Origin of the sequence: uncultured Flavobacterium sp. (assembly GCF_951805225.1) — a bacterium.
GTDB lineage: Bacteria > Bacteroidota > Bacteroidia > Flavobacteriales > Flavobacteriaceae > Flavobacterium.
This window is the reverse complement of sequence record NZ_OX638201.1, coordinates 507,418-523,135: the sequence shown is the minus strand read 5'-3', so window position 1 is coordinate 523,135 and position 15,718 is coordinate 507,418. Positions and strand designations below refer to the sequence as shown.

18 protein-coding genes are annotated in these 15,718 nt (G+C 32.0%); 8 read left to right on the top strand and 10 right to left on the bottom strand.

The features are described from left to right. Positions 1-86: 86 nt before the first annotated feature. Entirely contained in the window at positions 87-836 is a 750-nt protein-coding gene (locus tag WN975_RS02345; protein ID WP_337965038.1) for a hypothetical protein, read from the bottom strand. A 422-nt stretch (positions 837-1,258) separates the two neighbouring features. Between WN975_RS02345 and WN975_RS02340 the strand changes: the two genes are divergently transcribed. The 3 genes from WN975_RS02340 (at position 1,259) to WN975_RS02330 (ending at position 2,669) form a co-directional block, all read left to right on the top strand. Beyond that, complete coding sequence (locus tag WN975_RS02340) at positions 1,259-1,453, top strand: hypothetical protein (RefSeq protein WP_337965037.1); 195 nt, start codon at positions 1,259-1,261, stop codon at positions 1,451-1,453. A 135-nt stretch (positions 1,454-1,588) separates the two neighbouring features. Then, positions 1,589-1,843: a hypothetical protein gene (locus WN975_RS02335; RefSeq protein WP_337965036.1), complete on the top strand. Its 255-nt coding sequence runs from the start codon at positions 1,589-1,591 to the stop codon at positions 1,841-1,843. 61 nt (positions 1,844-1,904) lie between these two features. Beyond that, positions 1,905-2,669 (top strand): hypothetical protein, encoded by a 765-nt coding sequence (locus WN975_RS02330; protein WP_337965035.1) that lies wholly within the window; start codon positions 1,905-1,907, stop codon positions 2,667-2,669. Here WN975_RS02330 and WN975_RS02325 read toward each other — a convergent pair. From WN975_RS02325 to WN975_RS02305, 5 genes are all read right to left on the bottom strand, one after another. Next, positions 2,666-2,893: a hypothetical protein gene (locus WN975_RS02325; protein WP_337965034.1), complete on the bottom strand. Its 228-nt coding sequence runs from the start codon at positions 2,891-2,893 to the stop codon at positions 2,666-2,668. The two genes, WN975_RS02330 and WN975_RS02325, sit on opposite strands and share 4 nt — an antisense overlap. 207 nt (positions 2,894-3,100) lie before the next feature. Then, entirely contained in the window at positions 3,101-4,015 is a 915-nt protein-coding gene (locus tag WN975_RS02320) for a LamG domain-containing protein (protein WP_337965033.1), read from the bottom strand. 411 nt (positions 4,016-4,426) lie between these two features. Then, complete coding sequence (locus tag WN975_RS02315) at positions 4,427-5,281, bottom strand: LamG domain-containing protein (protein ID WP_337965032.1); 855 nt, start codon at positions 5,279-5,281, stop codon at positions 4,427-4,429. A gap of 340 nt (positions 5,282-5,621) precedes the next feature. Beyond that, positions 5,622-6,662: a cysteine synthase family protein gene (locus WN975_RS02310; protein WP_337965031.1), complete on the bottom strand. Its 1,041-nt coding sequence runs from the start codon at positions 6,660-6,662 to the stop codon at positions 5,622-5,624. A gap of 70 nt (positions 6,663-6,732) precedes the next feature. Further along, positions 6,733-8,793: a S9 family peptidase gene (locus WN975_RS02305; protein ID WP_337965030.1), complete on the bottom strand. Its 2,061-nt coding sequence runs from the start codon at positions 8,791-8,793 to the stop codon at positions 6,733-6,735. A 144-nt stretch (positions 8,794-8,937) separates the two neighbouring features. On the opposite strand from WN975_RS02305, the gene WN975_RS02300 reads away from it, so the two are divergent. After that, positions 8,938-9,258: a YbaB/EbfC family nucleoid-associated protein gene (locus tag WN975_RS02300; RefSeq protein ID WP_041517942.1), complete on the top strand. Its 321-nt coding sequence runs from the start codon at positions 8,938-8,940 to the stop codon at positions 9,256-9,258. 206 nt (positions 9,259-9,464) lie between these two features. On the opposite strand, the gene WN975_RS02295 is transcribed toward WN975_RS02300, so the two are convergent. Beyond that, positions 9,465-10,484, bottom strand: a complete 1,020-nt coding sequence (locus tag WN975_RS02295) for a GntG family PLP-dependent aldolase (RefSeq protein ID WP_099711668.1) — start codon at positions 10,482-10,484, stop codon at positions 9,465-9,467. 528 nt (positions 10,485-11,012) lie between these two features. Between WN975_RS02295 and prfB the strand changes: the two genes are divergently transcribed. The 4 genes from prfB (at position 11,013) to lpxD (ending at position 14,369) form a co-directional block, all read left to right on the top strand. Next, positions 11,013-12,111, top strand: a protein-coding gene (gene prfB / locus WN975_RS02290) for a peptide chain release factor 2 (protein ID WP_337965029.1) whose coding sequence is annotated in 2 segments (ribosomal slippage) — positions 11,013-11,075 and positions 11,077-12,111 — 1,098 coding nt in all. Because the reading frame shifts where the segments join, the coding sequence is not laid out codon by codon here. 79 nt (positions 12,112-12,190) lie between these two features. Beyond that, positions 12,191-12,637 (top strand): peptide-methionine (R)-S-oxide reductase MsrB, encoded by a 447-nt coding sequence (gene msrB / locus WN975_RS02285; protein WP_337965028.1) that lies wholly within the window; start codon positions 12,191-12,193, stop codon positions 12,635-12,637. A gap of 72 nt (positions 12,638-12,709) precedes the next feature. Beyond that, positions 12,710-13,255, top strand: coding sequence for a DUF1697 domain-containing protein (locus WN975_RS02280; protein ID WP_337965027.1), 546 nt, complete (start codon positions 12,710-12,712; stop codon positions 13,253-13,255). A 115-nt stretch (positions 13,256-13,370) separates the two neighbouring features. Beyond that, on the top strand, positions 13,371-14,369 hold the full coding sequence (gene lpxD / locus WN975_RS02275; protein ID WP_337965026.1) for a UDP-3-O-(3-hydroxymyristoyl)glucosamine N-acyltransferase: 999 nt from the start codon (positions 13,371-13,373) through the stop codon (positions 14,367-14,369). Positions 14,370-14,713: 344 nt separating this feature from the next. On the opposite strand, the gene WN975_RS02270 is transcribed toward lpxD, so the two are convergent. From WN975_RS02270 to WN975_RS02260, 3 genes are read right to left on the bottom strand one after another with little or no spacing between them, the layout of a single operon-like run. Continuing rightward, the gene (locus tag WN975_RS02270) at positions 14,714-14,920 is read right to left on the bottom strand and encodes a hypothetical protein (RefSeq protein ID WP_337965025.1); all 207 of its coding nucleotides are present in this window, start codon (positions 14,918-14,920) and stop codon (positions 14,714-14,716) included. A gap of 23 nt (positions 14,921-14,943) precedes the next feature. Beyond that, positions 14,944-15,264, bottom strand: coding sequence for a DUF3817 domain-containing protein (locus WN975_RS02265; protein WP_337965024.1), 321 nt, complete (start codon positions 15,262-15,264; stop codon positions 14,944-14,946). Between the two features lie 6 nt (positions 15,265-15,270). Further along, entirely contained in the window at positions 15,271-15,633 is a 363-nt protein-coding gene (locus tag WN975_RS02260; RefSeq protein WP_337965023.1) for a hypothetical protein, read from the bottom strand. Positions 15,634-15,718 lie beyond the last annotated feature (85 nt).

Genomic DNA, 15,718 nt, shown 5'->3' with positions numbered 1-15,718 from the left:
TCTTTTTATAAACATCAAAAAGCCCTGAAAATTTTCAGGGCTTTTTTGTTTTGATGAAGTCTTTGATTGCGTTTAATTGAATTTTGTTATTCCTTTTTTTCTTCAATAAAATTGGCACGTATACCACCTAATCGATATACTTGAGTTACAACCATACTTTCAGTTTCGATAATTATATCTTGCTGAAAAACATTTCTTTTTACTGACTTCGCATCAAAAGGTATCACTTTAGACAAATGAGAATCATTGCTGACAACAGTAATCATCAATTCTTTACTGTCTTTTGAAAGTATAACAGGAATAGAAAACTCGCCTGTTTTAGGATTTACCTTAACCGGAGTTGGTTCGTTATTAATATTAAGCGTCAAATCAGGATATCTTAATTCGTCCAATGGTCTATGAGTTTCGGAATCTAATAATTTTCCTTTGACTTTTATCGAAATCAATTCCTGAACAGCTTGATTAATGGCGATTTTACCAACAAGATGATGAGTTGGTTCTACACTTATCTCGCTTTTAACCGGCTCGTTTTCTTGCGCGACAACATTTGACGTTAGTAAAACCGAAGCAGCAATTGCAGCATATTTAAGATTGTTCATTCTCGAAGTTTCATTGTATACAAATTCGTTTTCCAATTGCGTTGTTTTAACTCTTGCGCAAATGTTTTTATCTTTATTCTCCACCATAAATCTGGCGATTTCTGAATTTGTTTTTCTGCTTAAATCAATCACATTTTTAGCACATGAATCGCAAAATGAACCTTTTGAATTTGGAATCATTTTATCAAAATTTTCAGAACAAGGACTTGCTATTTCTAAGGTGAATTTCTTTTTCATACTCTGTTTTTTAAATTAAAATCATTTTGAGATGATTACTATTTATATAGAGTACATTTCGATAAAAAAGGTTGGGAAGAGAATAAAATTATTTTTTTTCTTACGATTATTCTTATTTTAATATCTTCTTAAGAGCTATAAATCAAATTAACTATTATATTTGCCGATCTCAAATCTAAATTAATTTTAAACAAAACATTTTATGCAAACATCTAAATACACCAAATTTGCTGTAATCGCCTTGGTTATTCTATTTATAGTGATTAGCGTTATTAGCTAAAAGCACTTTAAAAGCAAACAACAAAAGCTCTGGAAATTTTCAGAGCTTTTGTTGTTTGTAACGGTTTTAAACTAAATTCAGAAACTATAAAAAATCATATAAACTAGTATATTTGAGGTACTCCAAATTATAAAAACATTTTATGAAAACATTTAAGTACACCAAATTTACCGTTGCTATTATGGTAATTTTATTTGTGACTATTAGCGCAATTGGCTGCAGCACACATACACATACTGCTGGAAGTTCTGGCAAAATTCCGCCGGGACAAGCAAAAAAAATGTCCGGAAGTAAAAGCGCAAAAGCTTATGCTCCAGGACAACAAAAGAAAAAGTAATAAACACAAAAAAGTCTTCTGAATAATCTTTAGAAGGCTTTTTATCATTTTTAAATATAAAACAAACTATTTCTCACATTCGCTGAAATTTTATCTTTAATTTAAATATCTTTCTCTAATATTTTTACAAAATAAATGGAACAAGAAAAAAATCGCCTAAGAATATTCACAAACCACGAAATCATATTACGAGATTCTATTAAGTGGTATAATGCAACTTATAATACAGACTTTGTTTTTGTCGAATACATAGGTGATGAGGTCAACTTTGCGATTGTAGAATTTACTAATGCCAATTTTAATCAGGTTTTTGATTTAGGGAGAATACACGGTGGTTCAGTGGAAGCAGTTGACAAGAACATATCAAATCCCCGCTCTAGTTTTATGTAACTTTTTTTCTATAACAGTTAAATCTTACGCGGACTTTACTTGTTTCTTAATTTACAAAAAGATGAAATACAAATTTGAACAGCATAATTATTTTGATAAAAATGACAATCTTAATAAGTCAACATCACTATTAATAATTGAAGACCAAGAGAATTATGGGGAACATTTTTCTACTGAAATATTAAATTTAAAATTAGATTATTTAGAAGAAATTGTCAAATCATTAGAAAAAGTCTTATCTGGAGAATTACTGTATTATGATTTTGGGTATGAAGTCTATTCTATTGAATGTAAAAAAGAAATATCGCAAGTTATTGATACTTATAATTACTGGAAATGTATTGCCGAAATTCCTACTCAGGAAGTATATGAGTTAATGAAAGACTGGAAAGACTATTTGATTGCTAATTCTAATACAGAAAATAATAAAGCTGATGATTTAGATATTCAGTTTACTTATGATTTATTCGATGGAATAAGCTTGTTTGAAGCAACCAACTCCTATGATAATTGGCTAAGTTCCGACGATTATTCTATTTATAGTAATTCATATATAGAAGTACAGAACGAAAGAATTTACTTCATTAAAGAAAATTTAAAATCATTATCTACTTTTAGATATTTTAGCAAGCAAGAACTTGAGTTATTAACTGAAAAATACAATCTAAAGATAAAAGAAGAGAATAATGTTTTTTATGCCTACGCCGAGAATAACAATTCAAGAATATTAGAAATTTCTCAAAATGACAAATTAACCGTTATTTACTCTCTTACAGGACAATATGGTCCGGAAGGTATTTTCATTTACGGAGTTTATAAAAATTAAAGAATACCTTTTGGTTTGAAATCTTCTATCATAATTCCATAAGTTTTCCCGAGGTAAAAGGCGTCTTCTTTACTTAATTTATCCGATTCTATAGTTGCAAAAAAACTACCATCCCGATTTTCAAAAGCTACAATCTTAATATCAAGGTTATTGCTTTTATTGTATGAATCTATCAGATTTTGCAAATCTTCAGGATCATCCCAAGTAGCTATATTTATTTTCATCTTAACTACTATTTTGAATTCTATATTAGTAATCACAGAAATGAAGGTATATAAAATACAAGTTTTGTATTTTATTAAAAAAGCAGTAAGTACAAAAAAACCTTCTGAAAGGAGGGTCTTTAGAAGGTCTTTTTCACTATTCCAAAAAATTTAACTCTACTAAACAACATAAAAAACTAACTAACTATTTAAAAATTATCCTTAACCTTATTTTGAAGTGATTTTTTTAGATGGAGCATTTGTTATTTTTAGCAAATAAGTTCCTTCCGGCAAATCATTTATGTTCATCGAATTATTACCTATTATTTTTTGTCCTTGCGAGAAAACCTCAACATTTTTTGAAACTCCATTCACATCACTTGAAGCAATAATAGCATTGTTTGATGTTGCAGTTTTTGTAGCCGTTTTTCCTTTTGCAGTTGTCGTAACTTTTGCAGCTACAACTGGTTCTACAATATTTACTGTAGGTTTAGAACTATTATAAAGTTCTATAACCTGACTGTCTGTAAGCGCAACATCATATATTTTTAAATCGTCGATGTCAGCATTAATCCCAACAGTTGTATTTATTTCACCTAATCTAAAGATGTTTCCTTTAGTCGAACGACTTATTCCATTAACAGATTTAAGCAATTGTCCATTTCTAAAAATCTTCGAAACTTTACCATCGTAAGTTATCGTATAATTGTACCAAGTATCTTTTACAAGCGGCGTCGAAACAATAACATCATTTGTAGCTCCCCAACCAGCCAAACTTAAGTCTGAGTTTGATGAAGCCGTTCCTTGCTGCAATAAACCGCAATATTGTGCACTATAAGCAGTTCCATAACCCCAAATATAGTTCGCTGACGAAATATCATTTAGCTTAACCCAGATACTTACAGTTCTTGCACTATTTTCCTGAGGAAGATTATCAATTACAGCTTCAAGCGCTTTATTGCTTAGTCGCTGTGCTCCTTTTACAACTCCTGCTCTATCGTTCACGAAATTATTCGTTCCCATGAATGAAGTTGTATTGTTGGTATTATTTAAAGTACCATTGAAATTAAACTCCTGAATCGGGTTTTGTGCATTAACATTCAAATAACTTACAAACATTAATGTGAGTAGTAATTTTTTCATAATAGTAGATTTAGGGTATTAAAAAACTCTGTGTCATTTTAACAATGCTAAACTATATTATTATGCATTTGAGCGAAAATTTCTTCGATAACTAACCTAAATAATCGTTTAAATAACCAAAATCGATGATTTTAAACGCTTAATTGCATTTATTTATACCTTCACTAATACTATTAAAATAATAATTTTACTTCAATCAAAACCAAATAATCTTACATATAAATACGTTATTTACAATTAAATCAGAAAAATTAACATTCACTTAAAAACAAAAAATATCTGGATATTAAATACATACCTATTCTGTAGAAGTTCTGGAATAGTTCAAAAAAAACTCCATTCGCAGAAACGAATGGAGTTATATATTTTAGAAAACAATATTTATTATTTGTTGCTTATAAGTGGCAATTCTTAGTTTTGACCATTTGTTATTTTCAACAAATAAGTACCTTCTGGTAAGTCACTAATATTAGTGGTGTTATTTCTGATTATTTTCTTTCCTTGTGAGAAAACCTCAACTTTTTTTGCAACCACATTACCTTCAGGTGTATTTTTTAAATCTGCTGCTCCTTTTTTTACCGTTGCAACATTTTCAGCTACAACTCCTGATGGTTTCGAACTGGTGTATGACTCCATAACCTGCTCGTCTGTCATTGCAACATTATAAATCTTAAGATCGTCTATATCTGCATTAATACCAAGTGCAGTATTCATTTGTCCTAACTTAAGAATATAGCCTTTTGTTGCGCGAGCAATTGCATCTGATGATTTTAACAATTCGCCATTACGATATATTTTAGATGTAGTTCCATCATAAGTAATACTATATTGATACCAAACGCCTTTTGCAAGCGGCGTTGCAACTATTACATTATTTGTCGTTCCCCAACCTGCCAAACTTAAATCAGAAGTCGCTCCAGTTGCAGCTTGCTGTACCAAACCAAAGTATTGTCCATTTATAGGACTCCCATAACCAAAAATATAATTTACTGTAGCAATTGCATTAAATTTTATCCAAATTGAAATTGATCTTGGTTTATTATCCTGTGGAAGATCGCCAACAACCGTCTGCAAAAATTTATTTGTAAGTCTGATAGCGCCATTAGCAACTCCATTTCTGTCATTAGCGAAAGTGGAAGATCCTAAAAAAGAAATTGTTTTATCGTTATTACTTGTGTTTCCGTCGAAATTAAATTGCTGAACGGGATTTTGAGCATTCACATTAAAGAAACTTACAAACATTAATGTCAGTAATAATTTATTCATATTGACAGATTTTAGAGGCATTTAAAAAGGCATTTATTAAATAATACTACTATTATAATATATCTAGTCGAGATTTATTCAGCAATGAACTTAAATAATCAAAATTGATGCTTTAAAATTTCCGATTAAATTTGCTTATACAATTGTAAATTTTGTTAAAACTATAAATTTTATTCAACTTAACAAACGTTATTCGAATTTAAATACAGTATTCTCATAAAAATAAAATTTTGTAGCAATAAAACACAATTTTAACCACTTTTTTGTAAAAACATTTTTACAAAAAAAACTCCATTTGTCGAAACAAATGGAGTTCTATATTTTTAAAGTATTTTATTTACTACTTTACGAATTCAATTTTTTGAACTTCTTCTTCATTGATACTATCAAAGAATCCTTGTTCATTCATCCAATCATCACTAAATACTTTACTCATATAGCGTGATCCGTGATCTGGGAAGATTGCAATAATATTACTGTCTTTTGTAAACTCTCCTTCTTCTGCATATTGTCTGATCGCTTGCATTACTGCTCCAGATGTATATCCAACAAATAAACCTTCTTTTCTAGTGATCTCTCTTGCTGAGTGAGCACTTTCTTCATCGGTTACTTTCATGAATTTATCAATAATATCAAAATCCGTTGCCGATGGTATCAGGTTTTTACCTAAACCTTCTATACGGTAAGGATAAATTTCTTTGTTATCGAATTCTTTTGTTTCGTGGTATTTCTTCAATACTGATCCAAAAGCATCTACTCCTAAAATTCTAATATTTGGATTTTGCTCTTTTAAGAATTTTGCAGTTCCTGAGATAGTTCCTCCTGTTCCGCTACAAGCAACAAGGTGTGTGATTTGTCCTTTGGTTTGTTCCCAAATTTCAGGACCGGTACTGTTATAATGTGCATCAATATTTAATTGGTTAAAATACTGATTAATATAAACCGAACCTTTTGTTTCTTCGTGTAGACGTTTGGCTACGTTATAATATGATCTTTCATCATCTGCTGAAACGTGCGCCGGACAAACATATACCTTTGCTCCCAAACTTCTCAACATGTCAATCTTGTCTTTCGATGATTTTGAACTTACTGCCAAAATACAATTGTAACCTTTAATAATGCTTACCATTGCCAGACTAAAACCTGTATTACCAGATGTTGTTTCTATAATGGTGTCTCCCGGTGACAGAATTCCCTTTTTCTCGGCTTCTTCAATAATATATAACGCTATTCTATCTTTTGAGGAATGTCCTGGATTAAAAGCTTCCACCTTTGCGTAGAAATTTCCTTCTAAGTCGTCGGTAATTTTATTTAGCTTAATAAGTGGGGTGTTACCTATTAATTCTAAAACATTATTATAAGCGTTTATTTCTTCTTTCATAAAAAAATAGTTAATCAAAGGCATTTTAAAATAACCTTGATAGGTTGCAAATTTAACAAAAAATTTCTAATTAGCTTTTAATTTTTTCTAAATCTAATAAAAAACTAAATTCTTTTGCTAAGTCTTTTAAAGCCTCAAAACGTCCTGAAGCTCCGCCATGTCCAGCATCCATATTGGTATCTAAAAACAAAAGATTGTTATTTGTTTTCACATTTCTCAATTTGGCTACCCACTTGGCTGGCTCCCAATATTGTACCTGCGAATCGTGCAATCCGGTTGATACATACATATTTGGATAATTTTGCGCTTTTACATTATCGTAAGGTGAATACGATAACATATAATCATAATATTCTTTCTTGTTTGGGTTTCCCCATTCGTCGTATTCTCCAGTTGTCAACGGAATACTGTCGTCTAACATTGTTGTAATAACATCAACAAAAGGCACCTGAGCGATCACTCCGTTGTATAATTCAGGAGCTTCATTTATGATAACTCCCATTAAAAGTCCTCCTGCTGATCCTCCTTCTGCATACAAATGTTTCGAAGAAGTATATTTTTCGTTAATTACAAATTTAGAGCAATCGATGAAATCTGTAAAGGTATTTTTCTTTTTTAACAGTTTTCCGTCTTCATACCATTGTCTTCCTAAATCTTCTCCTCCTCTAATATGAGCAATTGCGTACACAAATCCGCGGTCTAACAAAGAAAGCCTCGTTGATGAAAAATAAGTATCCATTGTGATTCCGTATGAGCCATATGCGTAAAGCAATAACGGATTTTCGCCATCTTTATTTAATCCTTTGCGATAAATCATCGAAATTGGCACTTTTACTCCATCTCTGGCAGTTGCCCAAACGCGTTCTTCGACGTAATTTTCTTTATCAAATTTACCACCTAAAACCTGTTGCTCTTTTAAGATCTCTTTGGTTTTAGTTTTCATATTAAAATCAATTACAGACGATGGCGTTGCAAGAGATTGATAACTATAACGCAAAACATCTGTATCAAAATCAATATTTGAGGTCGTAAAAGCATTATATGTTTCGCTGCCAAATGGAAGATAATAATCAGGCTCACCATTCCACGGCATTATACGAATATGATTTAATCCGTTTGAGCGCTCTTCAACAACTAAATAGTTTTTAAAGATTTCGATATCTTCTAACAAAACATCTTCGCGATGCGGAATAAGATCGACCCAATTTTTCTTTCCTGTTTTATTCTCAGGCGTTTTCATCAACTTAAAGTTAGTCGCCTCATCTTTATTAGTCAGGACATAAAAAGAATCTTCAAAATGCGAAATACTATATTCTAATCCACGAACACGTTTTTGAAATACTTCAAATTCTCCATCTGGATTATCTGAATTCAAAATTCTATATTCGGTCGTCAGAGTGCTTCCTGAACTAATAACAATATATTTTCTGGATTTTTCTTTCCCTACAGAAACATTAAAAGTATCATCGGTTTCATCAAAAACCAAAGTATCATTTACTGAATCTGTGTTTAATTTATGCTTGAAAATTTTATCCGCTCTTAAAGTAACTTCGTCTTGCTTGGTGTAAAAAACCGTTTTATTATCATTTGCCCAAACAGATGCGCCTGTAGCATTTTCGATTTTATCAGACAGAATTTCTCCTGTTTCTAAGTTTTTAAACTGAATGGTATAAATTCTTCTTCCAACAATATCAACACCAAAACTGGCAAATTTGTTATCTGGACTTATACTCAATCCACCTAATTTAAAATAAGCGTGTCCTACTGACAATTCATTACAGTTGAACATAATTTCTTCTTCTGCCGAAAGGCTTCCTTTTTTTCTGGCGAAAATTGGATAATCCTTTCCGGTTTCGAAACGGGTAATATAAAAGTATCCATTATAAAAATAAGGAACTGACGAATCGTCTTCTTTGATTCTGCCTTTCATTTCTTCATACAAATCTCCCTGAAGATTTTTTGTATGCGTTGTCATGCTTTGGTAGTATGCATTTTCCTGATTTAAATAATCGATAACCTCAGGATTTTCGCGATCGTTAAGCCAAAAATAATTATCAATTCGGGCTTCTTTATGTTTTTTTAGTGTTTTTGGAATTTCTTTGGCCTTTGGAGCCATTATATCGTTTTGCATTGATTAAGCATTGGTTTGTAAATTCGGAGTTGCAAAAATACTACAATCACAATAGAACCAAATTAATTTTTTCATAAAATATTCTATTGATATAATACAGCAATATACTAATTTTGTATGAAATAATTTAAAAATCAACAAAAAATGGATTTAATGGGAATGATGGGTAAACTTAAAGAAACCCAACAAAAAATTGAAGATACAAAAAAGCGTTTAGATACAGTTTTAATTGACGAACAAAGCGCTGATGGATTATTAAAAGTAACGCTTACTGCAAATAGAAAAGTAAAAACAATCTCTATCGACGACTCTTTACTTGAAGACAAAGAACAACTGGAAGATTACTTAATCGTAACCTTAAATAAAGCTATTGAAAAAGCTACAAGTGTTAACGAAAGAGAATTGGATGCTGTTGCAAAAATGGATATGCCAATGATTCCGGGAATGGATAATTTGTTTAAATAAGGTTCAAAGGCTTAAAAAAGGTTCAAAGGGACAAAGGTTTTTCGCTTGACGCATAAATCTTGAATACTTCTCAATCAAAAAAGAAAGACGCACTAAATATAGTGCGTCTTTCTTTTTTAGCCTTTGTTCCTCTGAACCTTTGCGACTTTGGGCCTTTTTTTTAAAACCTTTGTACCTCTGAGCCTTTGCAACTTTGAACCTTCTTCCTAAAACTTCTGAAGCGTTTCAATTACATACGTATGCATTACTTCTTTATAATCTAAATGCGTCACAATTCTAAGTTTATTGTGCCCCATTGAACTTATTAAAATGTTTTTAAGTTTTAATTTTTCAATCAAAAGCTGATCGCTGTAACCTTCGGCTAGTGAGAAAATCAAAATATTGGTTTCAACTGGCTCAATATGAGATACCCAAGGTTTTGTGCTTAAAATTGCGGCAATTTCTTTAGCTCTTCTATGATCTTCTGCTAGTCTTTCGATATTATTAGCCAAAGCAAACAATCCGGCTGCAGCCAAATATCCAACTTGGCGCATTCCTCCACCAAGTATCTTTCTGATTCTCAACGCTCTGCGAATATCATCTTTAGTTCCAAGCAAAATAGAACCAATTGGAGCGCCTAATCCTTTTGACAAACAAACCGAAATAGTATCGAAAATTGCTCCAAATTCTTTCGGGTTTTGTCTCTTAGCAACCAATGCATTCCAAATTCTGGCTCCATCCAAATGAAACTTCAGATTATTGGCATCGCAAACCTTTTTTATCTCTTTTAAATCTTCTAATTCATAACAAGCTCCACCACCTTTATTTGTCGTGTTTTCTACACAAACTAAACTCGTTAACGGACTGTGGTAAAACTCAGGATCATTAATCGCTGCTGCAACCTGAGCTGCATTTATCATTCCGCGATGTCCGTCTAACAAGCAGCATGAAACGCCACTGTTAAAAGAAACTCCTCCTCCTTCATAATGATAAACGTGTGCATATTTATCGGCAATTAATTGCTCTCCTGGTTGTGTGTGTAATTTAATAGCGGTTTGGTTTGCCATAGTTCCTGACGGGAAAAAAAGTCCGGCCTCCATACCAAAAAATTCAGCAACTTTAGTCTCCAATTCAATAACTGTAGGATCTTGCCTGTATACGTCATCGCCAACATGAGCGTTAAACATATACTGCAACATTTCGTATGTTGGTTTGGTAATGGTATCGCTAATTAAATTTATTTCCATATTCTAAAAAGTGTATCTTTTTTGTGCAGCAAAATTACGTATTACTAATAGTTATTCTTGGCAAGTTTTACTAAAATTTAACTTGTGACTTACTATAAAACCAAATTAACGTAATATTTGCAAAAAACATATAAAACTAATATAATATTCTAAATCTAACTTATAATTTTAGAAACTATTTTGTTTACCAAAATAATAAATCTAGTTCACACATACACAATACTATACAGCTTCATTGTCCTTGATAATTTCATAAGCAACATATTACCTTCTGATATTCTTAAACCAAATCACTTCTACATAAGTTGAATTTGCTTATGAAAGTAACAGATTATTCATCACTTAATACTTTTGAAGATACTTTCTTCTTATGTTAAAATTTTTTCAATATTCTGAAAACTATGTCTTATTTTTGTACAACAAAATTACGTATTTACAAATCGTTCAATTTGATGAAGTTTGATCAAAATTCAGCTTTTAAATAATTACTTAATATTTACAAAAAACCTAAAAAACTACTATTAATTTATGACAACTACCGAACAAATAAAAGGTATTGTGGAGCGCCTTGGTGCGTTGAGGAGGTATCTTTGACGTTGATGCCAAGCTAATCGAAATTGCCAACGAAGAAGAAAAAACCTTCGCACCCGACTTTTGGAACAATGCAAAAGAAGCCGAAGTCATTGTAAAAAACCTTCGAAACAAGAAAAAATGGATCGAAGATTACAACAAAGCCATTGAGCTTACAGACGAATTACAACTGGCGCATGATTTTTATAAAGAAGGAGAACTTTCTTCAGAAGAATTAGACGAACATTACAAGATTACACAAACTCATATCGAAAACATTGAGTTCAAAAACATGCTTTCTGACGAAGGCGACAGTTTAAGTGCCGTAGTTCAAATTACTGCCGGCGCCGGAGGAACTGAAAGTTGTGATTGGGCGGGAATGTTGATGCGTATGTATATGATGTGGGGAGAAAGTTACGGTTACAAAATAAAAGAACTGAACTTTCAGGCTGGCGAGGTTGCCGGTATCAAAACCGTTACGCTCGAGTTTGAAGGAGATTATTCTTTTGGATATTTAAAAGGAGAAAATGGTGTACACCGTTTGGTCAGAATCTCTCCTTTTGATAGTAACGCAAAACGTCACACTTCATTTGCTTCAGTTTATGTTTATCCGCTTGTTGATGATAGTATCGAAATTGACATTAATCCTGCCGATATCGAAATCACAACTTCTCGCTCTAGTGGAGCCGGAGGACAAAACGTAAATAAGGTAGAAACAAAAGTACAATTAGTACACAAACCTACCGGAATTCAGATTCAGTGTTCTGAAACCAGATCACAACAAGACAACAGACAGCGTGCCATGCAAATGTTACGTTCTCAATTGTATGAAATCGAATTGAAAAAACAACAAGCACAACGTGCCGATATTGAAGCCGGAAAAATGAAAATTGAATGGGGTTCGCAAATACGTAATTATGTAATGCAGCCTTATAAATTAGTAAAAGACGTTCGTACCGGTTACGAAACCAGCGATGTTGATGGCGTTATGAACGGAAATATTGACCCATTCCTGAAAGCATTCCTGATGATGATGGGACAAAAAGAAGAAGAATAAATAAAGTGTCAGTATTCAGTTTTTAGTATTCAGTCAAAGTAAACCTGAAACGTGAAACCTCAAACTAAAAGAAAAAGTTATGATAAAATGGGCAGACATAATTCGTTATACAAATAAAGGAAATCCAGTTCCGGAGAAAAGAGTTGAGAAAACAACAGAAGAATGGAAACAGATCTTAACGCCTGAAGAATTTCAGGTAACACGCTTAAAAGGTACCGAAAGATCATTTAGTTCTGAACTTTGCAGTTTGTTTGATCCCGGAATCTATGAATGTAAATGTTGTGGGACTTTGCTTTTTGATGCTTCAGAAAAGTTTGAATCAGGAACAGGCTGGCCTTCTTTTACACAACCTTTAAAAGAAAATGCAATCGCTTATCATGCCGATAAATCATACGGAATGATTCGTGTTGAAGTAGTTTGCAATACTTGTGACGCACATTTAGGACATGTTTTTCCTGATGGACCTGAGCCAAGCGGTTTGCGATATTGTATTAATGCTATTTCGTTATCCAAAATAACAGAATAAATATTTTAAAAAAAAGCGATTCCTTTTATCAAAAGTGAATCGCTTTTTATTTTAATCTAAGCTTCAAAAACAATGCAAACCTATATTGCTTTTCTGCGTGGTATTAATGTCAGTGGACAAAAACTTATTAAAATGGAAATTTTAAGATCCATATTAACAGAGCTTCCCATTAAAAACATCAGCACTTATATTCAAAGTGGAAATATTATTTTTACTAGTAATCTTACTAATATTTCCGATTTAGAAAATCAGATCGCAAATAGTATCGAAAAACATTTTGGCTATCAGGTTCCTGTGTTAATTTTGACTTTGGAAGAATTACAAAAATGTGCACAACAAAATCCATATTCTGATGATAAAATAAATGATCCGACGCAGCCTTACGTTACTTTTTTATCAAAAGAACCAGCAATTACAGATCTTGACCTTTTTAAATCAATCGATTTCAAAGAAGATAAACACATAACAATCAACAAAGTAATGTATATCTTTTATCCTAATCCAACAGTAAATTCAAAACTTACAAATAGCATAATCGAGAGTAAACTGAAAGTAAAAGCAACGACCAGAAACTGGAAAACAATTAATAAATTGATAGATTTAATGTTAAATTTGTAATATTTGGAGCATTATTTTAAACACTTTTTAACAAACACAAAAAAAATATTAGGTAATTAGAATCTAATTGATTTTATTTGGCAAAAATTAACCCTAAGTCAATTAAATTTACTCAATGAAATCCTATTCAATTCAAGAAATCAATGAAGTTATAAATGGCGTAATTTACGGCAATACTTCACAAAGCATTACTGCAACAGAGCAATTAGAAAAAGCTACAACTTCAGAAATTTCATTTATAGGAAACAAAAAATACGAAAAATTTTGGTCTGCTTCAAATGCATCTATTGCAGTAGTAAACGAAGATATTTCGATAGAACCGGGAGAAAATCGCGCTTTTATAAAAGTAAAAAATGCCGATTTAGCAATGTCTCAAATTTTGGCCCTTTTTGCCCCTCCTACTCCTGTATTCCACAATGATATTCACAGAACAGCAGTTGTAGACGAAACTGCCATTATTGGCGAAGGTGCAAGAATTGGTGCTGGTTGTTATATTGGTCCAAAAGTTGAAATTGGTGCTTTTGCTACTATTTATCCAAACGTAACAATTCTGGACGAATGTACTATTGGTAAAAACACAATCATTTGGTCAGGAACAGTAGTTCGCGAACGTTGTCATATTGGTAACGATTGTATTATTCATCCAAATGCAACAATTGGAGCAGATGGTTTTGGATTTCGCCCTTGTAGCGAAAAAGGTTTGGTGAAAATTCCACAAATCGGAAATGTAATTATCGGAAACGGAGTTGAAATTGGTGCAAACACTTGTGTTGACCGTGGTAAATTTAGTTCCACCGTTCTTGGTGACGGTTGCAAAATCGACAATTTAGTACAAATTGGACATAATAGTAAATTAGGTAAATTTTGTATTATGGCCGGAAATAGTGGTTTAGCAGGTTCTGTAACTCTAGGAAATGGTGTTATTATTGGCGGAAGCGCTTCTATAAAAGATCATACCACTATTGGTGACGGAGCAATTGTTGGAGCTGGTTCAGGTGTTGTTGGTGATGTTCCTGCAGGAAAAACTATGTTGGGTTATCCAGCAGTAGAAGCTCGTGATGCTCTAAAACAATGGGCAATCTTGAAAAGAATGGTTTGCGATTCTAAAAAATAATCTAAATAACATTTATATATAAAAAACCAGAAGCTATCTTCTGGTTTTTTTATGCCTATTTCACAATTATAAAAAGGGATCAACCTGTGCAGAAACATAAAACATTTTGTATTGACTTATTATTTTAACCGCAAAGCGCGCAAAGTTTTTTTTATTACGTGGTTTTATACAAACGCAAAGTTCGCAAAGCTTTATCAACACAAAGCTTTATCAACACAAAGCTTTGCGAACTTTGCGTTTACTATGCATATTTATGGGATAAAAACCTTTGCGTGCTTTGCGGTTAAATTCATCCTTAATTTTTATAGCTCAACAGTTTTTGTATTGATTCTAAAAAAGACTATTTACAAAGCTTCACAGTTAAACCCTAATACTTTCATTAGAACAATAATCTCCTTTATAATATCATTATCCGATTCAAGTCGTAAAATACGATCACAATCTTCAAGATCAAAATTCCATTTTGTTTTTGGAAATAACCGATTCAGTTTTGGAGCAATTCTTTTCACTTTCGAAACAGAATCTACATTTGTTTTAAATACTAAAACCATCTTTTGAATTCTTTTAAGTTGATTTAATTTTCAGATTTCACTTTTATTTTGCTTAAAATTTTATGATCAATATAAAAAGTTCCAAACGGAATAATACAAGCCAAAAGCACTTTCCAGGTCGTCGTTGCAAATCTCCAATTTTGCTCTACTCCTACGCTTAAAGCATTAAAAATAAAGAGTAGAAATAAAGCGCCATGAACTGTACCAACGGGTCTTGTTAAAAATGGCATTCCAAAAATATATTTCAGCGGAACAGCTATAAATAATAATATCAATAAAGATGTTCCTTCCAGAAATCCAATAATTCGTAATCTTCCGGTATTTGTTTGCAGTAAATTTTTCATAAAATGTTATCTAAAATAAGGTCTGTTTGCTAAAGGAGAAAATGGCCACGGAATCGCGATAAAAATGATCAATAAAGCGATAAAAAACCAAAACAGCATTGTTTTAAACTTATCACTGTCATTTTGTTTTCTTTTGGCTAAAGCCGAACCAATCGTGATCAAAACAATTGCGGAAAGCATTAAAACAATATGAAGTATTCCGAAAAAAGCGGCATCGGTATTTTTAATTCCTTCTTTAAAGTTTTTCCAAAAGTATTTCACTATCGGACTTTGTACATAAATAAGAATTCCTAAAGTAAGCTGAATATGTGCGATTGTAGCAGTCCAATGTCGGACCGAATTATCAGTTTTAGTAAAAGGTCGTTTCAAGTTATAACCTTTGTAAGCTCGAAAAATGGAGTATAATAAGCTTACTAACACAAACCATCGCAAAGCAGAATGGCAAAATAAAAGT